Origin of the sequence: Streptomyces sp. NPDC002698 (assembly GCF_042888945.1) — a bacterium.
Classification (GTDB): domain Bacteria; phylum Actinomycetota; class Actinomycetes; order Streptomycetales; family Streptomycetaceae; genus Streptomyces.
This window is the reverse complement of the sequence record NZ_JBIAQM010000029.1, coordinates 1-19604: the sequence shown is the minus strand read 5'-3', so window position 1 is coordinate 19604 and position 19604 is coordinate 1. Positions and strand designations below refer to the sequence as shown.

The following is a 19604-nucleotide window of genomic DNA, read 5'->3' as shown; positions in this document are numbered from 1 at the left end:
GGGCACCGCGCGCGGCCGGGTCACATCGTCCGGGTGCGGCCCTCCCAGTAGGGGTCGCGGAGCCGTCGCTTGTACAGCTTTCCGTTGGGGTCGCGGGGCAGGGCGGCGATGAAGTCGACGCTCTTGGGCCGCTTGTACCCGGCGAGTTGCCGCTCGCAGTGGCCGAGGATGTCGGCGGCGAGCGCCGGTCCTGGTTCGTGGCCCGGCGCGGCCTCCACCACGGCCTTGACCTCCTCGCCCCAGTCGTCGTGCGGGATGCCGAAGGCGGCCGCGTCGGCGACGGCGGGGTGGGAGAGCAGCGCCGCCTCGATCTCGGCCGGGTAGATGTTGACCCCGCCGGAGATGATCATGTCGATCTTGCGGTCGCGGAGGAAGAGATAGCCGTCCTCGTCGAGCAGGCCGAGGTCCCCGACGGTGAAGAAGTCGCCGATGCGGTTCTTCCGGGTCTTGGTCTCGTCCTTGTGGTACGAGAATCCGCCGGTGCTCATCTTCATGTAGACGGTGCCGAGTTCACCGGGCGGCAGCCGGTTGCCGTCGTCGTCGAAGACGGCCAGTTCGCTGATGGGCCAGGCCTTGCCGACGGTGCCGGGCTTCTTCAGCCAGTCCTCGGCGGTCGCGAAGGCGCCGCCGCCCTCGCTGGCCGCGTAGTACTCCTCGACGCTCTGCCCCCACCACGCGATCATGGCCCGTTTCACATGGTCGGGGCACGGGGCGGCGCCGTGGATGGCGTGCCGCATGGAGGTGACGTCGTAGCGGGCCTTGACCTCGTCGGGGAGGGCCAGCAGCCGGTGGAACTGGGTCGGCACCATATGGGTGTGCGTACACCGGTGTACGTCGATGACCCGCAGCATCTCCTCGGGCGTCCACTTGTCCATCAGCACCAGCCGGTGGCCGATGTGCAGGGAAGCGCCCGCGAACTGGAGGACCGCGGTGTGGTAGAGCGGCGAGCAGACGAGGTGCACGTTGCCGTCGAACGGCCTGATGCCGAAGATGGCGAGGAAGCCGCCGAGATACGACTCCTCGGGGAGCTTGCCGGGCAGCGGGCGCCTGATGCCGCGGGGGCGGCCGGTGGTGCCCGAGGTGTAGTTCATGACCCAGCCGAGGGTGCGGTCTGCGGGCACGGAACCGGGCTGTCCGTCGAGGAGTTCGGCGTACGGGCGGAAACCCTCGACGGCGCCGACCGCGTACCGCTGTGCCGGGGCGAGCTTCGCCTCGTCGGCGGCGTGCCGGGCGGCGTCGGCGAAGCGTTCGTGGGCGATGAGGACCTTGGCCCCGGAGTCGGAGACGATCCAGGCGATCTCGGGTCCGACGAGGTGGTGGTTGACGGGGACGAGGTAGAGGCCCGCCTGCGAGGCGGCGAGGTAGGCGACGAGGAACTCGACGCCGTTGGGCAGGACGACGGCGAAGGAGTCGCCGCGTTCGAGGCCGGCGGCGCGCAGTCCGTGGACGAGGCCGTTGGCCGCCTCGTGCAGCCGCCCGGCGGTCCACTCCTCGCCTGTGGGGGTGACGAGGACGACGCGCTCGGGGTCGGCGCCGGCCTGGGCCCAGAAGCCGTTGGGTGATGTGGTCATGCCTCTTCTCCCCTGCCCGCGATGCGGTTGATGCGGTCCACGGCGTGCTCGAAGCCCCGGGTCAGGTCGTCGAAGACCTCCTGGACGGAACGTTCGCTGTTCATCCGGCCGACGATCTGCCCGACGGGGGTGCCGAGCAGCGGCTCCACCTCGTACTTCTGGATGCGGGAGACGGCGTCGGCGACGAGGAGTCCCTGGAGCGGCATGGGGAGTGTGCCGGGCCCGTCCGGGTCGTCCCAGGCGTCGGTCCACTCGGTGCGCAGCTGGCGTGCGGGCTTGCCGGTCAGGGCGCGGGAGCGGACGGTGTCGCCGGATCCGGCCGCGAGCAGTTTGCGGGTGACGGCCGGGGAGTGCATGTCGGCCTCCGTCACGGTCAGCCACACCGATCCGAGCCACACTCCCTGGGCGCCGAGGCTCAGCGCGGCGGCCACCTGCTGTCCGCTGCCGATGCCGCCCGCCGCCAGGACCGGCAACGGGCCCACGGCGTCGATGACTTCGGGGGTGAGCACCATCGAGGCGATCTCCCCGGTGTGTCCGCCCGCCTCGTAGCCCTGGGCGACGACGATGTCGATGCCGGCCTCGGCGTGCTTGCGCGCGTGCCGGGCGCTGCCCGCGAGGGCCGCGACGAGGACCCCGCGGTCGTGGGCGCGCCGGACCACGTCCGCGGGCGGCGAGCCCAGCGCGTTGGCCAGCAGTCTGATCGGGTAGTCGAAGGCGACGTCGAGCTGGCCGCGGGCGACCTGTTCCATCCAGCCGGTGATGCGCCAGCCGGACGCCTCGCCCTCCGCGAGTTCGGGGACGCCGTACTTGGCGAGGGTGTCCTCGACGAACCGGCGGTGGCCCTCCGGGATCATCGCCTCGACGTCGGCCTCGCTGACCCCCTCGACCTTCTTGGCGGGCATGACGACGTCGAGGCCGTAGGGCCTGCCGTCGACGTTCGCCTCGATCCAGTCGAGGTCGCGCTCCAGGTCCGTGGGGTCGGTGTAGCGGACCGCGCCGAGCACACCGAATCCGCCCGCGCGGCTGATGGCCGCGGCGACGGCGGGAAACGGCGTGAAGCCGAAGATGGCGTGCTCGACTCCCAGTTCCTTGCTCAGCTCCGTCTGCATGCGCGCAGGATGCCGCAGACGTCCGGACGAGGGAAGGCCTTTTCTGATACTCCGTCAGATAACCGGACACCCCTCCGGGAGGGTTGACACGCCCGCGCCTGACGGGAAAGTTTCACTCGGCACAGCAGACCCGGAAAGATATTTTCAGGCGACGCGAGCGAGAGGCTTCCCGATGACCGAAGGCGCGAAGGACCCGGCGAAAGACACACAGGACAGAGCGCGCGACGGGCTGACCCGTCGTCAGTGGGGCCGGGGCGTACTGGCGATGGGCGGGGCGGTGGCCCTCGCCCCCTTCCCCGCGGGCCCGGCGGCGGCCTCGGCGGGGAACGGCCACCGGACGCTCCGGCACGGCACACCCCGGCAGGCCGGACTGCTCGCCGGCCATCTTCGCCAACTCGTGGCGGACGCGCAGACGTTCCTCGCGCCCTCTCCCCGGCACCCCTGGTACGCCGGTGCCGTCCTGCTCGCGGGGCGGGGCGGCGTCGTGGCCCTGCACGAACCGATCGGCATGGCCGTGCGCTACGCGGCGTACGACGAGAAGACGGACACCGGCGTGGAGTTCCCCGCGGACCGCCGGATCCCGGCGTCGAGCGACACGGTCTACGACCTCGCCTCCGTGTCCAAGCTGTTCACGTCGATCCTCGCGGTGCAGCAGCTGGAGCGCGGCGCCCTGGAACTGGAGGCCGCCGTCGCCTCGTACCTCCCGGAGTTCGCGGGCGGCGGCAAGCAGAGCGTGACCGTCCGTCAACTGCTCACCCACACCTCGGGGTTCCGTTCGTGGATCCCGCTGTACAAGGCTCCGACCCGCGAGGGGAAGCTCCAGCTCATCTGGGACGAGAAGCCCGTCTCGCCGCCCGGCAGCGCCTACCTGTACTCCGACCTGAACCTGATCTCGCTCCAGCTCGTCCTGGAGCGGATCACCGGCCGGAGCCTCGACACGCTGCTGCGCGACGAGATCACCGGCCCCCTCGGCATGGAGGACACCCGCTACAACCCGCCCGCCTCGTGGAAGCCGCGGATCGCCGCCACCGAGGACGCCCGGGCGCCCTGGTCGGGACTGGACCGGGGACTCGTGTGGGGTGAGGTCCACGACGAGAACGCGTACTCCCTGGGCGGGGTGGCCGGTCACGCCGGGGTCTTCTCCTCCGCCTGGGACCTGGCGGTCCTCGGCCGGACGCTGCTGAACGGCGGTGCCTACGGCCGGGCGCGCATCCTGCGGCCGGAGTCGGTGGACCTGATGTTCACCGACTTCAACACCGCTTTCCCGGGCGACGAGCACGGCCTCGGCTTCGAGCTCCACCAGCACTGGTACATGGGCGCGATGGCGACACCGCGCACCGCCGGCCACACCGGCTTCACCGGCACCTCGCTCGTGCTCGACCCGACGACCGACTCCTTCCTGATCGTCCTCGGCAACTCCGTTCATCCCGTGCGCACCTGGCGATCCGGATCCGCTCCCCGGGTCGCCGCCGGAAACCATCTCGCGCGAGCCGTCGCGGTGCGTCCGGCGCACGGCCGCACCTCGTGGTTCTCCGGAATGACGAGCTCGTCGACGGCGACCCTGACCCTGCCCGCGCTCGACACCACCGCCGGTCCGACGCGGTTTCGCTGCGCGCTGTGGTGGGACACCGAACCCCGGTCGGACGTCCTGTTCCTGGAGTCCTCCACCGACGGCGGCACGACCTGGCAGCCGGTCCCCTTCACGACCCGGCGGCGGCCCGAGGACCCGCAGGACCATCCGGCGGGCACGGCCACCGGCTGGTCGGGACGCGCGTGGCACCGGCTCGGCGCCGGCCTGCCGAGCGCTGCGGCGCTCACACTGCGCTGGCGGTACACCACCGACCGGCTGTACGTCGGCCGCGGCGCGTACGTCGGCGCGCTGCGGGTCGAGACGGGTGACCGCGTCGCCTTCGACGAGTCCCGGCCCACGGACGCGGCGCGCATCACGGCGGCGGGCTGGGAGCCGGCCCGGGACTGATCCCGGGACTTCACGCTCATCCGGTCGGCATCCACACCTCTGACACCGAAAGCGGCCTCTGCCCCGAATGGGCAGAGGCCGCCGTGGTTCACGACGTCACATCAGGCGATGGTGAGCCCGGCCGGGCTGCTACAGGTCGATGTCCAGACATCCCGGGCCCCGTATTCGCCGACGCACGCCTCGTAGTACACGTAAGTCCCCTCGGGAAGCCCGTAATTGCAGTCCACGAACCCGTTGAGAGCGCCGTCGGCGTCCCAGCAGTAGTGGTACTGGTCATTCGGGCCGGGCTGGCGCCACCGCCCGACGGCCGAGTGACCGTCCGCCCTGACGTCCTCGACCCGGAGGTGCTCGCCGTAGGAGAAGAACTTGGCTTCCGCGGAGAAGGTGGTGTCGTAGATCCACGGCCCCTCCGTACCGGCAGACGCGCTTCCGGACAGGCCCACACTGATCGCGAAGACTCCGGTCATGGCGACCAGACCCCTGATGATCCTCTGGAAAGTCTTCCCCACTGCGTTTCCTTTCCCGTGCGCCCCCGCGGTCGCCGACCGGCACATCCCGCTGGGCCGCCAATTTCCCTCTGCTCGCGGGCAGTTCAAGGATCAATCCGCGATGATCTTGAAGATGCGGCCGAAAGGTTGACGGAGAGGAAACTCCACTGGCAACCGTAGGGGGCATTCGTTCACCCATGTCCTTCCTGCCGGCCGGCGGAGGCGGGAAAGGCCTCAGCGTCCCTCGCCCAGTGACTCCAGTACGGCCTTCGCGGCGTTGTGGCCCGGCACCCCGCTCACCCCGCCGCCGCGTACCGCGCCCGCCCCGCACAGCAGCACGTTCGCGTGCCGGGTCTCCACGCCCCAACGGCCCGTGCCCTCCTGCGCGTAGGGGAAGGCGAGGTCGCGGTGGAAGATGTTGCCGCCCGGCAGGCGCAGGTCCCGTTCCAGGTCGAGAGGGGTCTTCGCCTCGATGCACGGGCGTCCGTCCGCGTCGGTGGCCAGACAGTCGGCGAGCGGCTCGGCGAGGTGCGCGTCGAGCTGGGCCAGCGTCGACTTCAGCAACTCCTCGCGTACGGCGTCGTTGTCCCGCTCGAAGAGCCGGGCCGGCGTGTGGAGACCGAAGAGCGTGAGGGTCTGGTATCCCCGCTCGACCAGGTCCCGGCCGAGGATGCTGGGATCGGTGAGCGAGTGGCAGTAGATCTCGGAGGGCGGCGCGGCGGGCAGCTCACCGGCCGCGGCCTGCGCGTGGGCGGCCGCGAGCTGCTCGTACCCCTCCGCGATGTGGAAGGTCCCGGAGAACGCCTCGCGCGGGTCGACGGAGGTGTCGCGGAGCCTCGGCAGCCGCTTGAGCAGCATGTTCACCTTGAGCTGGGCGCCCTCGGCGGGAGTGGGCGGCTCGTCTCCGGTGAGGTGCGCGAGCTCCTGCGGGGAGGCGTTCACCAGGACGTGACGGGCCGCGACGACTCCCTCGCCGTCGGCCGTCCGGTAGGTGATCTCGGCGGACTCGCCGTCCGTGTCGATCCGCAGCACCTCGTGGCTGGTCTCGATCACGGCACCCGCCGCGCGCGCGGCGCCGGTGATCGCGTCGGTGAGGGCTCCCATTCCGCCGACGGGCACGTCCCAGGCTCCGGTGCCGCCGCCGATCACGTGGTAGAGGAAGCAGCGGTTCTGCCGCAGCGACGGGTCGTGGGCGTCGGCGAAGGTGCCGATGAGGGCGTCGGTGAGGACGACACCGCGCACGAGGTCGTCGGCGAAGTACTCCTCGACGGCCGTGCCGACCGGCTCCTCGAACAGGATCCTCCAGGCCTCCTCGTCGTCGACGCGCGCCCTCAGCTCCTCGCGGGTGGGCAGCGGCTCGGTGAGCGTCGGAAACACGTTCCTCGCGACGCGGCCGGTCATCCCGTAGAACCGCTGCCACGCCTCGTACTCGCGGTCCGAACCCGTCAGCCGGGCGAACGCCTCGCGGGTGCGCCGCTCGCCGCCACCGACGAGCAGTCCGGTGGGCCGTCCGCCGCGCTCGACGGGGGTGTACGAGGAGACCGTCCGGCCCCGGACCCGGAAGTCGAGACCCAGGTCCCGCACGATCTTCCGGGGCAGCAGGCTGACCAGGTACGAGTAGCGCGACAGCCTCGCGTCGACGCCGGCGAACGGCCGGGTGGACACGGCGGCGCCACCGGTGTTCCCCAGGCGCTCCAGCACCAGCACGGACCGCCCGGCCCGGGCCAGGTAGGCGGCGGCGACCAGTCCGTTGTGGCCTCCGCCGACGATCACGGCGTCATATCCCTCGTGTACAGGCATACCTCTTCGTAGCATGTGATGATCTACGTCGGCCAGGGGTGCGCGGCAAGCGGCGGCACCCCGTACGGCGGGGTCCGTCAGCGCGGCCGAAGGGTGTTGAGACGGGCGGCCTGGCGTGTCAGATGGTCGCGCTCGGCCAGGTCGGGCGCCTTGCGCGCCGCCTCCGCGTACAGCCGTGCCGCCTTCACCAGGTCACCGTCGCGCTCGTGGAGGTACGCGGCCACCGCGGTGTGGCGGGGCAGCGAGTCGTCCAGCTCCGCCAGCGCGGCGAGTCCCGCGCGCGGTCCGTCGGCCTCGCCGACGGCCACCGCGCGGTTGAGCCGGACGACGGGGCTGTCGGTCAGGCGCGCGAGTTCGTCGTACCACTCGACGATCTGGACCCAGTCGGTCTCCCCGGCGGTGGGGGCGTCGGCGTGGAGGGCGGCGATGGCGGCCTGGGCCTGGAACTCGCCCAGCCGGTCGCGGGCGAGGGCGGCCTGGAGGATCGCGACGCCCTCGGCGATGACCCGGGTGTCCCACCGGCCCCGGTCCTGCTCGGCCAGCGGCACCAGACTGCCGTCGGGCGCGATCCGGGCGGCGCGGCGGGCGTGGTGGAGCAGCATGAGGGCGAGCAGCCCCGCCACCTCGGGGTGGTCGACCTGCGCCGCGAGCTGGCGGGTGAGCCGGATGGCCTCGGCGACGAGGTCGACATCGCCGGAGTAGCCCTCGTTGAAGACCAGGTACAGGACGCGCAGCACGGTGGCGACGTCACCGGTCCGGTCGAAGCGCACGCCGGAGACGGTGCGCTTGGCCCGGCTGATCCGCTGCGCCATGGTCGCCTCGGGCACCAGATAGGCCTGGGCGATCTGGCGGGTGGTGAGCCCGCCGACGGCGCGCAGGGTGAGCGCGACCGCGGAGGACGGTGTGAGCGACGGGTGGGCGCACAGGAAGTAGAGCTGGAGCGTGTCGTCCACCGCCGGCGCGGGTCCCGGCGCCGGCTCCTCGTCGACGAGGTCCTCGCGCCGGCGGCGGGCGGTGTCCGCCCGGGTCGCGTCGAGGAACCGGCGCCAGGCCACGGTGACCAGCCAGCCCTTGGGGTCGCGCGGCTCGTCGTCCGGCCAGACACGGACGGCCTCGACGAGCGCGTCCTGCACGGCGTCCTCGGCCGCCGCGAAGTCGGCTCCGCGGCGGACGAGGACGGCCAGCACACTCGGTGTGAGGCTCCGGAGCAGGGCCTCGTCCAGGGGTGGGGTCACTCCGTGACCTTGTGGTGGGCGGTCAGGAACGGACGCACCTCGAGCCACTCGTGGATCGGCTCGCCGCCCGCGCCGGGGGCGGCCGACAGTTCCCCGGCCAGCTCGACGGCGCGCTCGGGGCTGTCGACGTCGATCACCATCCAGCCGGCGATGAGGTCCTTGGTCTCGGCGAACGGGCCGTCGGTGACCGGCGGGCGGCCCTCGCCGTCGTACCGGACCCACTGGCCCTCGGGGGCGAGCGCCTGGCCGTCGACGAACTCGCCGGTCTTCTCCAGCCGGGCCGCGAAGTCGTTCATGTACTGCACGTGGGCCGTGATCTCCTCCGGCTTCCACTGGTCCATGGGTACGTCGTTGACCGCGGCCGGGGCGCCCCGGTAGTGCTTGAGCAGCAGGTACTTGGCCATCGTGATCTCCTCGGTACGGGTGCGACCCATTGTGGTCGCCTTCACTGCTGGGACGGAGCGGGCCACGGGTTCTCGACATCGCCGGCCAGAATTTTTTTGGCTCTCGTGGAGGAACGCGGGTCAGCGGCCCTTGGGGGGACGGCCGCCGCACCCGATCGGGCGGTCAGCGCCCCGTGGCCGCCCGCCGCTGCCGCAGTGCGGCCACCCTGCGGTACAGCTCCGCCGCTTCCTGTCCACGCCCGAGCTGCTCCAGGCAGTGAGCCTCGTCGGTGCGGCTCGCGAGGGTGTCGGGATGGTCGGCCCCGAGCACCCGCTCGCGGGCGGACGCGACACGCCGGTACTCGGTGAGGGCGTCGGCCCAGCGCCCGAGCCAGCCGAGTCCGACGGCGACCTCGCGGCGGCTGACGAGGGTGTCGGGGTGGTCGGCCCCGAGAGCGCGCTCACGGATGGCGCACACGTCGAGGGACTCGGTGAGGGCCTCCTCCCAGCGGCCCAGCCGGCCGAGGTTCACGCCCAGCCCGTGCCGGGCGCGCAGGGTCTCGGGATGGGAGGCGCCCTGGGCGCGGGTGCGGTCGGCGACGAGCGAGCGGTACAGCTCCAGCGCCTGCGCGCTGCGGCCGAGTCTGCCGAGGCTGATGCCGACCTCGTAGCGGGCGGCGAGGGTGTCCTGATGATCGGGGCCGAGCGCCCGCGCCCGAGCCGCCGCCACCTCCTGGTAGGTGTGCAGCGCCTCGGGCCAGCGCCCCAACTGGCCGAGCGCGTAGGCGACTTCGTAGCGGGTGACGAGCGTGTCCGGGTGGGCCGGGCCGAGCACCCGGGCCCGGGCCGCGGCGACCTCGGCCGCCATGCGGTACGAGTCCTCCAGGCGTCCGAGCCTGCTGAGGTTGAAAGCCAGGTTGTGGCGGCAGCGCAGGGTGTCGGGATGGTCGGGGCCCATCGCGCGCTCGCGGGCGGCGAGCACCGACGTGTAGGCCTGGTGCGCCTCGACATGGCGGCCCAACTGCCCCAGCACATAGGCCATTTCCTGTCGCGCGGCCAACGTGTCGGGGTGGTCGACGCCGAACACCCGCTCTCTGGCCTGGGCGACATGCGCGTACTCGCCGAGTGCTTCGCCGGGGTGTCCGGTGCGGCTGAGGGTGAAGCCGACCTCGTACCGGCTGGCGAGCGTGTCCGGGTGGTCGGGCCCCAGCAGTCGCTCCCGTTCGGCGGCGACCGAGCGGTGCACCTCCCCCGCCTCGGTCCACCGGCCGAGCCGTCCGAGGCTCAGTCCGGCGTTGTGCCGCCCGGCCAGCGCGGTGATCGACTCCGTCGCGGGAGCGGGTCGTTCGCCACGGCCGGGGAGGGGCGGGACGGCGGTGGAGGGGCGGGCGGTCCACTCGCCGGTGAGTCCGGCGGAGGCGTCGGGCGGGGTGCCGCGCCATCCCGCGCCGGTGGCCTTGTGGCCGGTGGTCATGCCCTGGGTCCAGGACGGCAGCCGGGGTGCGCGGGAGGGTCCCCGGTCGGGCGGGGACGGGAACCGCGGTGCCGTGGCGTGCCGTTCGGGGGCGGGGGGCGGCGGCGCCGGGGCGACCATGGTCGGCACGTACATCGGCGTGGTGCGCCCGGCGGTGATGCGGCGGGCGAGTTCGCGGGCGTCCTGCGGGCGCTGCTCGGGCTGTTTGGCGAGCAGGTCGAGGATGATCCGCTCCAGGTACTCGGGGATGTCGGCCCGGTGGCTGCGGGGCGGCTCGGGCGCGGTGTCGCGGTGGCCGACGAGGATGGCCCAGGCGTCACCGAGGTCGAACGGCGGGGCTCCGGTGGCGATCTCGTAGAGCACGCACCCGAAGGAGTAGAGGTCGCTGCGCTGGTCGACCTCCGAGCCGCTGATCTGTTCCGGCGACATGTAGAGCGGGGTACCCATCGCGACGCCGGTGCCGGTGAGCCGCGAGGTGAAGCCGATGTCGTGGCCGAGCCGGGCGATGCCGAAGTCACAGATCTTCACGGTGCCGTCCGTCAGCCGCATGATGTTCGCCGGCTTCAGGTCACGGTGCACGATGCTCTGTTGGTGGGTGTAGGCGAGCGCGGCGGTCACCTGGTCGGCGATGTCGACGACTTCGTCGACCGCGAGCGGCCGCCGGTTCTCCTCCATCAACTGGCCGAGGTTGTGCCCCTCCAGCAGTTCCATCACCAGGTACAGCACCCCGTCGGACTCGCCGAAGTCGTGGACGACGGTCACTCCGCGGTGCTGCAGGGCCGCCGCGACCCTGGCCTCGCGCCGGAACCGTTCACGCAGGACGCGGGTGAAGGACGGGTCGTGGTGCGGACCGAGCGGCTTCAGGCACTTGACGGCCACCTGGCGGCCCAGCGACTCGTCCCGCGCCCGCCACACCTCGCCCATGCCGCCGCGCCCGATCGGATCGAGGAGCCGGTACCGGCCCTGGATCAGCCTGCTCTCCGCCATCGCGTGTGATCGCCCCCGTCACTGCTCGGCCCCGAGCCCGCCCCCGGCCTCGTCCAGTATGACGAGCCGTCTGCCCACTTTGTACGGCGTCGGAGGCGAGCCGGGGCCGAGCCGTGACACGGCCGGGAGAATGTCTCCGGGCGGGAGTTGCCGACACGCGCGTGCGGGGGCACAGCGTGCCGTGGTGCCCATGACACACGGTTCCGGAACGCGGCGGCGGGCGGCGGTACGGCCCTGCCGCGCAGCGCGTGGGCGCACGACGACACGGCGGCGCGCACGACCCCGGCCGCGCGCCTCCCTGGCGGCGCGCGCGCCGGTGGCCGCGGCGGGTGGACCGGCGGGCGCGCGAAAAGGCCACCGGGGTCCCGGCACGCGGTGCCGGCCGTGCCGACGACGTCACGGCACCGTGCCGTAGCGCAGCGCCGCGACGGCCTCGTTCACGGCGGTCCGGTGCGCGCGCCCGGTGCGGGGGTGGACCAGCAGGGTCGCGCCGAACGTGCCGGGAAGCCGGGTGTCGGCGAACTCCGCCGCGGTGACGTGTTCCCGCCGCGGCCGTCCCGGCTCCCCCCGCTCGCGCTCCACCCGCTGTTCCGCCGCGCCGCGCCCCTGGTCGACGCGTCTCTCCGGGCCGTACCGGCTCTGGCATGAAGCTCTGAATGGTGGTTCACTTCTTTCATGCCCTACCGCAAGACGCCTTCCGAGGTCCGCCGGCTGGAAGCCGCCCGAGAGCACCTCATCGCCTGCGCGACGGCGGTCGTCGCCGAGGTGGGCTGGGCTCAGGCCTCGGTGACCGCGGTCGCCGACTCGGCGGGGATCTCGGCCGGCTCGGTGTACCAGCACTTCCCCTCCAAGGCGGCACTCGCCGTGGAGGTGTTCCGGCGCTCCGCCGGACGGGAGGTGGAGGTGCTCGGCGCGGTACTGGACGGCGAGGGCGACCCCGTCGAACGGCTCGCCCGCGGGATCGAGGTGTTCGCGCGCAGGGCCCTGGAGAACCGCGGCCTGGCCTACGCCCTGCTCGCCGCCCCGGCCGAGGCCGCGGTGGGCGCCGAGCGCCTCGAATTCCGCCGCCGCTACGGCGCGTTGTTCGCCGCGGTGGTGCACCAGGGCATGGCGGCGGGTCTGCTGCCCGCCCAGAACGGCGCGATCACCGCCGCGGCGCTCACCGGCGCGATCGGCGAGGTTCTCGTGGACCCGCTCGGCGCCCCGTCCGAGCACACCGCCGACGAGCTCCTCGCGGAGCTCACCGCCATGGCCCTGCGGTGCGCGGGCGCCCCCGCCGTCCGGAGCCTGCCCGACGAGCCTTAGGGCCGGGCGCCCCGCCGACCGGAGGGCGGTGCCCGGACCGGCGCGGCCCGTCAGCCGAGGGCGGAGCCGGGACCGGCGCGGTCCGCCGACCGGGGGCGGAGCCGGGACGCGACCGGAGGGCGGAGCCGGCACCGGTCGCGGTCCGAACGGTACCGCCCGCAGTCCCCCGCACCGCTTCCCCGTCCGTCCCAGCCGACCCGCACACCGGAGGTTCCGTATGTCCGCGACCACCACGGCGCACAGCCGTCCCACCGCCGTGACGCACGAAGTGACCAACCAGCCACCGCCGTTGACAGGTCACGACGCCGCGGCCGACCCCGTGCTGCTGGAAGGCGTGAACCGCGAGGGGGCGTCCTGGCACCTCGACGACCTCCACCGGTTCGGCCGGTACGTCGGCAGCGCCGAGGCACAGACCTGGGCCGACCAGGCCAACCGTCACGAGCCCGAGCTGCGCACCCACGACCGCTACGGCCACCGCGTGGACGAGGTCGAGTTCCACCCCGCGTACCACTCGCTGATGGACGCCTCCGTGAGCGAAGGCCTCGCGGGTGCCGCCTGGGCCGACGAGCGCTCCGGCGCCCATGTCGCCCGGGCGGCGGGCTTCATGCTGGCCACGACGCTGGAGCCCGGCCATCTGTGTCCCGTCTCCATGACGTACGCGGTGGTCCCCGCCCTGCGCCACTCCCCCGAGCTCGCCAAGGCCTACGAGCCCCTGCTGACCAGCCGCGTCTACGAGCCCGGACTGCGCACCCCGGCCGAGAAGCCCGGCCTGCTCGCCGGGATGGGCATGACCGAGAAGCAGGGCGGCAGCGACGTACGCGCCAACACCACCACCGCGACAGAGCGGAGCGACGGCACCTGGCGGCTGCGCGGCCACAAGTGGTTCACCAGCGCCCCCATGAACGACCTGTTCCTCGTCCTCGCGCAGGCGCCCGGCGGGCTCTCCTGCTTCCTGGTCCCGCGCGTGCTGCCCGACGGCAGCCGCAACACCTTCCGCGTCCAGCGGCTCAAGGACAAGCTCGGCAACCGCTCCAACGCCAGCAGCGAGCCCGAGTTCGACGACACCGTGGCCTGGCTCGTCGGCGCCGAGGGCAAGGGCGTGCGCACCATCATCGAGATGGTGACCATGACCCGCCTGGACTGCGTCCTCGGCTCCGCCGCCGGTACCCGCGCGGCCCTCGCCCAGGCCGCCCATCACGCCCGTCACCGCTCCGCGTTCGGCGCCAAGCTGATCGACCAGCCGCTCATGCGCAACGTCCTCGCCGATCTGGCGCTGGAGTCGGAGGCCGCGACCACCCTCGCCCTGCGGCTGGCCGGTGCCGCGGACCGCGCGCAGCGCGGCGACGGCCAGGAGCGCGCCTTCCTGCGCCTGGCCACGGCCGTCGGAAAGTACTGGGTGTGCAAGCGCCAGCCCGCCGCCGTCGCCGAGGCCCTCGAATGCCTCGGCGGCAACGGCTACGACGAGGCGTCCGGCATGCCCCGGCTGTACCGCGAGGCCCCGCTCAACAGCATCTGGGAGGGCTCCGGCAACGTCAGCGCCCTCGACATGCTGCGCGCCCTCACGCGGGAGCCCGACTCGCTGGAGGCGTTCCGCGTGGAGATCGAGGCGGCGACCGGCGCCGACCCCCGGTTCGACGCCGCCTGGCGGGAGCTGAGGGGCGAACTCGTTCTGACGGAGGACGCGCCCCTGCGCGCCCGCCGGGTCGCCGAACGGGCCGCCCTCGTCCTCCAGGCCTCCCTGCTCGTCCGCCACGCACCGCCCGCGGTGGCCGACGCCTTCTGCGCGTCGCGGCTGGCCGGAGACAGGGGGCTGGCGTTCGGAACGCTGCCGCCGGGGGCGGACTTCGCGGGCGTGCTGGAACGGCTTCCGGCCTGACGGCCGTCGCGGCCGGACGACGGAAACGGTGACTCCAGGGCCCGACGACGCGAGTGGTCGTCGGGCCCGACGACGAGAATCACCGCTGGGGCCCGACGACGGGAACGGTCGGACGGGCTGCGGCCAGGATCGCTGGTGCATCGGGTGCGCACCGACGTCCGACGGTGCGCCGCACCTCACACACACTCCGGATCGCCTGATCGAGTCCGGTACAGCAGCCCCGGCCACCGCTTGCCCACCAAGGCTGACCGCCCGATGCTGGACCTGAGGAATTCACCCGGGCGCGCCGTCCGGGTGAGCCGGGCGTGACAGGCGGCCTTTTCGGCTCCGCCGCCTGTCCGCGGGGCTGTGCCCCGAACCGGCGGCTGCGCAGTGCGGCAGGCGCCCGTACGGTCTCCACTCCCGTCGCGGCATCGGGCGGAAGCGGCCAGGCTGGTCATGAGCCCACTCGGCGACTCCCTGCCGAGGTGAAGGAGCTGATCACCATGACGAACCTGGCGGGATTCCCTGAGCGCCCGGTCCGGGTGAACGCGCGTATCGACTCGCCACTGTCCCGATGGCTGTGGCTCGTGAAGTGGATCCTCGCCATTCCGCACTACGTGGTGCTGTTCTTCCTCTGGATCGCCTTCACCGTGGTGACCGTGATCGCGTTTTTCGCCATCCTGTTCACCGAGCGCTATCCCCGGGGCTTGTTCGACTTCAACCTGGGTGTGCTGCGCTGGAGTTGGCGGGTCTCGTACTACTCGTACGACGCCCTGGGCACCGACCGGTACCCGCCGTTCAGCCTGGGCGAGGAACCGGATTACCCGGCACGGCTGGACATCGCCTACCCCGAACGGCTCTCCCGCGGCCTGGTACTGGTCAAGTGGTGGCTCCTGGCCATCCCGCACTACGTGGTCATCGGCTTCTTCCTCGGCGGCGCCCAGTTCGGATGGTGGTCCGGCGGGCTGATCGGCGTGCTGACGGTCATCGCGGCCGTGGTCCTGGCCTTCACCGAGAAGTATCCGAAGGACCTCTTCGACCTGATCATCGGCCTCAACCGGTGGGTCCTGCGCGTCACCGCCTACGTCGCTCTGATGACGGACGCGTACCCGCCGTTCCGCCTGGACCAGGGCGGCTCCGAAACCGTTGCTCCGCAGCAGTGGCCGTGATCACCGCGCCGGCCGCGTTCCCCGAGCGGCAGTAACAGCACATCGGCCAGGAACCGGAAGCCGGCGGGGCTGCGATCTCCGCCGGACCCGCCCGGAAACGAACCGGCGTGCGCTACGAGGGATCGTGCACCTGATCGGTATCGTCGCGGCGGAAGGCACCCGTTGGCACACCTCGCCTGAAACGCGGCCGTCCGAGCGGAGGAGCACGCCATGACCGATCCCCGGAACGGGGCCGCGTCGAGCGGCGGACCGGTGACGGGGCAACCGGAGGGACATGGTCCGAGTACTCACGACACGGTGCGCCTCGCGCTGGTGATCGGTGCTCTCGGCGTGGTCTTCGGCGACATCGGGACCAGCCCGATCTACACCCTGCAGACCGTGTTCGACCCGGACGACCCGCATCCGGTCCCCGTCACCACGGACAACGTGTACGGCGTCGTGTCCCTCGTGTTCTGGTCGGTGATGACCATCGTGACGGTCACCTACGTGCTGCTGGCGATGCGCGCCGACAACGACGGCGAGGGCGGCATCATGGCGCTGATCACGCTCGTGCAGCGGTGGGGCTCGCAGCGCGGCCGGCGGGTCACGGCCGTCCTGGCCGCGCTCGGCGTCTTCGGCGCTTCGCTGTTCTTCGGCGACAGCATGATCACTCCGGCGATCTCGGTGCTCTCCGCGGTCGAGGGGCTCAAGGTCGTCCAGCCGTCGCTGGAGAGCGCGGTCGTACCGATCACCGCGGTGATCATCGTCCTGTTGTTCCTGGTGCAGCGCAGGGGGACCGCGGCGGTGGGCCGGGTGTTCGGGCCGGTGATGGTCACCTGGTTCGTGGTCATCGGCGCCTGCGGCGTGGACGGCATCGTCGACCACCCGGCGATCCTCAGGGCGCTGTCGCCCACGTACGCCCTGAGTTTCCTGTTCGGTCATTTCGGCACCGCCTTCTTCGCCCTCGCCGCGGTCGTGCTCTCGGTCACCGGCGCGGAAGCGCTCTACGCGGACATGGGGCACTTCGGCCGCCGGGCCATCACCCGCGGCTGGATGTTCCTCGTCTTCCCGGCGTGCGTTCTGAGCTACCTCGGCCAGGGCGCGCTGATTCTGGCGGACCACCGCAACATCAGCAGCCCCTTCTTCCTGCTCGTGCCCCACTGGGGCAGGTGGCCGATGGTCCTGCTGGCCACGGCGGCCACGGTGATCGCCTCCCAGGCGGTGATCACCGGCGCGTACTCCGTCACCTCCCAGGCCGCCAAACTCGGTTACCTGCCGAGGCTGCGCATCGCGCACACCTCCGAGTCCACGATCGGCCAGATCTACGTTCCCTGGATCAACTGGCTGCTGATGGTCTCGGTCCTCACCCTGGTCTTCGCCTTCCGCAGTTCCACGGCTCTGGCGTTCGCGTTCGGCATGGCGGTGACCGGCACCATCACGATCACCACGCTTCTGTTCTTCTACGTCGCACGGGCCAAGTGGGGAACGCCGCTATGGCTGGTCACGGTCGGCGCGGGCCTGCTGCTCTTCGTGGACCTGCTCTTCGTCGCGGCCAACCTGACGAAGTTCGTGCACGGCGCCTGGCTGCCGCTGCTGATCGGCCTCACCGCGTTCACCGTCATGACCACCTGGCAGCGCGGACGCAAGATCGTCACCGCGGCACGGGTACGGGACGAGGGGCCGCTGCCCGAGTTCATCGACCGCCTGCGCAGCGGTGAGTTGCCGACGCTCCGCGTCCCGGGAACGGCCGTCTTCCTCAACCGGGGCAAGCAGACCACGCCGCTGGCCATGCGGGCCAACGTCGAGCACAACCACGTACGGCACGACCAGGTCGTCCTGCTGACCATCGAGACCGAGCCGGTGCCCCGCGTCCCGGCCGAGCGACGGCTCGTCGTCGACGACCTCGGTTACAGCGACGACGGCATCATCCACGTCACCGCCCGCTTCGGCTACATGGAGACCCCGGACGTGCCCGACACCCTGGCCATGCTCGATCCGGCCCGGACCGAAGGGCCGCTGCAGCTCGACCGGGCGTCCTACTTCCTGTCGACGATCGAACTCCGTCGGGGCAAGGCACCGACGATGGCCCCTTGGCGCAAACGGCTGTTCATCGCCACCTCCTACATCACCGCGGACGCCGCCGAGTACTTCGGCCTCCCCCGGGACCGCACCGTCATCATGGGCTCTCAGATCGACGTGTAGACACGGATCCCGGGCGGGCCGACCGGCGAGGGAGGATGGCCGACCAGGTTGTGGCCGGAGGCCATGGACAGGTAACGGGCGCCGGCCCCGGGGGCCGCGGTGCCCGGCCGGCGCTGCCGGCTCCCGCCAGGTGGCCGGTTCGTCCGGCCCTGCGCCGGTGAGAATCGGTGGGGGTGCCCCTTCTTCGGGAACGACTCAGCGACTCGTGGGACGCGGGCGTCCGAGCGCGAACCGGCTCGGTCCGGGCTCTCCGCGTACCAGCGCGGCCGCCAGCTCGCCGACGACCGACGCGAACTTGAAGCCGTGCCCGGAGAACCCTCCCAGCACGGTGACCGGGCCCTGCCGGTCGATGACGAAGTCATGGTCGGGGGTGGTGGTGTACAGGCAGGTCACGGCCTCGGGCGCGGTGTGGTCCACGCCGGGGAGCCAGCGCTCGGCGTACGCCGCCAGCTCCCGCAGGACCGCGGCGTCCGGGGTGCGGTCGCGCCGGTCGGGGTCGACGACCGGGCCGACGCCGTGGAAGCCCGCCTTGACGCCGTCGGTGCTGCCGAGTCCGTACACCCCGTCCACGGTGAGGCCGTCCATGGGCAGCGCGGCGCCCGGGTGGTGAATGTAGCTGGGCCAGGTGAGCGCGTCCGCCGCGGGGAAGTGCGCGGGCTGCTCCTGGGTGACACGCAGCACCGGTACGCCGCCGACCAGCGGAGCGGTACCGCCTCCCAGCATTCCGGGCGCCCAGCCGCCGACCGCGACCACGACCGCGTCGGCGCGCAGTTCCTCCTCCGTGTCCGTGACCACCCGGACCTCGGCGTCGCCGTGCACCGACAGCCCGGTCACCCGGACGCCGTGCCGGACCTCCGCGCCGTGCGCCCGCGCCGCCTGCTGGAAGGCGGTGACCGCCTCGTCGGCGTGCAGGCGTCCGGCCTCCGGGTGGAAGACCGCACCGGTGTCGGCGCGCAGCCCCGGCCAGCGCTCGGCGACCTCCTCCGGGGCCAGCCGCTCGGCAGGGTGTCCGGCGGCGGTCAGCGCCTCGTACAGTGCCTCGGTCGTTGCGGCCGGGCCGTGGTCGACGGCTCCGGTGAGGGTGAGCACCTGCCGTCCCGTCTCCTGCTCCAGCCGCCGCCACAGCGGCAGCGACCGCACGGCGAGACCGACGTAGAACGGGTCCGTGTAGGCCAGCCGGAAGATCCGCGAGGTGCCGTGCGAGCTGCCCCGGTCGTGGCCGGGCGGGAAGCGCTCCAGCAGGGTGACGCGGTCACCCCGGGCAGCGAGCCGCCACGCGGCGGACGAGCCCATGACCCCGCCACCGATGACGACGACTCGACGAGAAGACACGATGTCCGATCCTTTGGTGAACGATCCGGACCGACCGGGCAACCGGACGCCCCGAGGTTTTCCGGTGTGACCTGCAACTTTCTATCAGCCGTCAGCCCGGAACGAACCGACCGGGTCGCCGCCGCCCGCCCCCTGCGCCCGTCGACACGCTCGACCGTGCTCCAACTCTCCTTTCCCAGGCCGGTTTGCGAGCTGTGCCAGGGGCGCGGTTCCGGGAACGCCGGTGCAGGCCGGTCACCTCGTACCGCACGATGTGTCGGGAGCTGATGGCGGACCGGACGCTGTCTCCGAGATCCTGCACGGTGTCCCGGCGTTCACCGCCGTCGGTCACAGGGCAGTGGCGGCGCGGACCAGTCCCGCGACGGCCGTTGAGTGGCTGTGCGGTGGCCAGGCGATGACCGTGGTGACGTGGGGGGCGTCGGGGACCGGTACCGCGGTGAGGTCCTCGCGCAGGCCGGTGCGGCCCGACTCCGGCACGACCGCGCAGGCGCGGCCGAGGGCGATGAGCTGGGTGAGCTGGGTGTGGTCGCGCACCTGCGGTCCGGGGCCGTCCGGGAAGGTGCCGTCAGGGCGGGGCCAGCGGGGCAGGGGCAGGTCGGGAAGGCCGGTGACCTCGGCGAGCCGCAGGTGGGGGCGGGTGCCGAGAGGGTGGCCCGCCGGGAGGATCGCGACCTGACCCTCAAAGTGCAGGTCCTCGGTGTCGAAGCCGGCCGTGTCGTCGAACGGCCGATGCA

The 19604-nt window shown here is 72.4% G+C and carries 14 protein-coding genes and 1 pseudogene; 5 read left to right on the top strand and 10 right to left on the bottom strand.

What is annotated here, in order from left to right:
- Positions 1-20: 20 nt before the first annotated feature.
- Positions 21-1571: an acyl-CoA synthetase gene (locus ACFYW9_RS30565; protein ID WP_389157057.1), complete on the bottom strand. Its 1551-nt coding sequence runs from the start codon at positions 1569-1571 to the stop codon at positions 21-23.
- Positions 1568-2680, bottom strand: coding sequence for an NAD(P)H-dependent flavin oxidoreductase (locus ACFYW9_RS30560; RefSeq protein WP_389157054.1), 1113 nt, complete (start codon positions 2678-2680; stop codon positions 1568-1570). Before ACFYW9_RS30560 ends, ACFYW9_RS30565 begins: the two co-directional genes overlap by 4 nt.
- A gap of 172 nt (positions 2681-2852) precedes the next feature.
- Here ACFYW9_RS30560 and ACFYW9_RS30555 point away from each other — a divergent pair, with 172 nt between their 5' ends.
- On the top strand, positions 2853-4658 hold the full coding sequence (locus ACFYW9_RS30555) for a serine hydrolase (protein ID WP_389157051.1): 1806 nt from the start codon (positions 2853-2855) through the stop codon (positions 4656-4658).
- 101 nt (positions 4659-4759) lie between these two features.
- Here ACFYW9_RS30555 and ACFYW9_RS30550 read toward each other — a convergent pair whose 3' ends face one another.
- The 6 genes from ACFYW9_RS30550 to ACFYW9_RS30525 all read right to left on the bottom strand — a co-directional run bounded on the left by ACFYW9_RS30550 (position 4760) and on the right by ACFYW9_RS30525 (position 11607).
- Positions 4760-5167: a hypothetical protein gene (locus ACFYW9_RS30550; RefSeq protein WP_389157049.1), complete on the bottom strand. Its 408-nt coding sequence runs from the start codon at positions 5165-5167 to the stop codon at positions 4760-4762.
- 213 nt (positions 5168-5380) lie between these two features.
- A complete protein-coding gene (locus ACFYW9_RS30545) occupies positions 5381-6946 on the bottom strand; it encodes a phytoene desaturase family protein (protein ID WP_389157046.1) in 1566 nt (521 codons plus the stop codon).
- Between the two features lie 77 nt (positions 6947-7023).
- Positions 7024-8169: an RNA polymerase sigma factor gene (locus ACFYW9_RS30540; protein WP_389157221.1), complete on the bottom strand. Its 1146-nt coding sequence runs from the start codon at positions 8167-8169 to the stop codon at positions 7024-7026.
- Between the two features lie 8 nt (positions 8170-8177).
- Positions 8178-8585, bottom strand: coding sequence for a YciI family protein (locus ACFYW9_RS30535; RefSeq protein WP_328458672.1), 408 nt, complete (start codon positions 8583-8585; stop codon positions 8178-8180).
- Between the two features lie 163 nt (positions 8586-8748).
- Positions 8749-11025: a tetratricopeptide repeat protein gene (locus ACFYW9_RS30530; RefSeq protein ID WP_389157043.1), complete on the bottom strand. Its 2277-nt coding sequence runs from the start codon at positions 11023-11025 to the stop codon at positions 8749-8751.
- 396 nt (positions 11026-11421) lie between these two features.
- A complete protein-coding gene (locus tag ACFYW9_RS30525; protein ID WP_389157040.1) occupies positions 11422-11607 on the bottom strand; it encodes a hypothetical protein in 186 nt (61 codons plus the stop codon).
- A 93-nt stretch (positions 11608-11700) separates the two neighbouring features.
- Here ACFYW9_RS30525 and ACFYW9_RS30520 point away from each other — a divergent pair, with 93 nt between their 5' ends.
- The 4 genes from ACFYW9_RS30520 to ACFYW9_RS30505 all read left to right on the top strand — a co-directional run bounded on the left by ACFYW9_RS30520 (position 11701) and on the right by ACFYW9_RS30505 (position 17538).
- Positions 11701-12330, top strand: a complete 630-nt coding sequence (locus ACFYW9_RS30520) for a TetR/AcrR family transcriptional regulator (RefSeq protein ID WP_389157037.1) — start codon at positions 11701-11703, stop codon at positions 12328-12330.
- Positions 12331-12547: 217 nt separating this feature from the next.
- Positions 12548-14206 carry an isovaleryl-CoA dehydrogenase gene (locus ACFYW9_RS30515; RefSeq protein WP_389157033.1) on the top strand — a complete coding sequence of 553 codons (1659 nt, stop codon included), beginning with the start codon at positions 12548-12550 and terminating at the stop codon, positions 14204-14206.
- A gap of 485 nt (positions 14207-14691) precedes the next feature.
- Positions 14692-15357, top strand: coding sequence for a DUF4389 domain-containing protein (locus tag ACFYW9_RS30510; protein WP_351865399.1), 666 nt, complete (start codon positions 14692-14694; stop codon positions 15355-15357).
- A 210-nt stretch (positions 15358-15567) separates the two neighbouring features.
- On the top strand, positions 15568-17538 hold the full coding sequence (locus ACFYW9_RS30505; protein WP_389157030.1) for a potassium transporter Kup: 1971 nt from the start codon (positions 15568-15570) through the stop codon (positions 17536-17538).
- Between the two features lie 195 nt (positions 17539-17733).
- Here ACFYW9_RS30505 and ACFYW9_RS30500 read toward each other — a convergent pair whose 3' ends face one another.
- Both ACFYW9_RS30500 and ACFYW9_RS30495 read right to left on the bottom strand, forming a co-directional pair.
- Entirely contained in the window at positions 17734-18870 is a 1137-nt protein-coding gene (locus tag ACFYW9_RS30500; protein ID WP_389157022.1) for an FAD-dependent oxidoreductase, read from the bottom strand.
- Between the two features lie 327 nt (positions 18871-19197).
- Positions 19198-19604, bottom strand: a pseudogene (locus tag ACFYW9_RS30495) (LysR family transcriptional regulator); the annotation flags it as partial.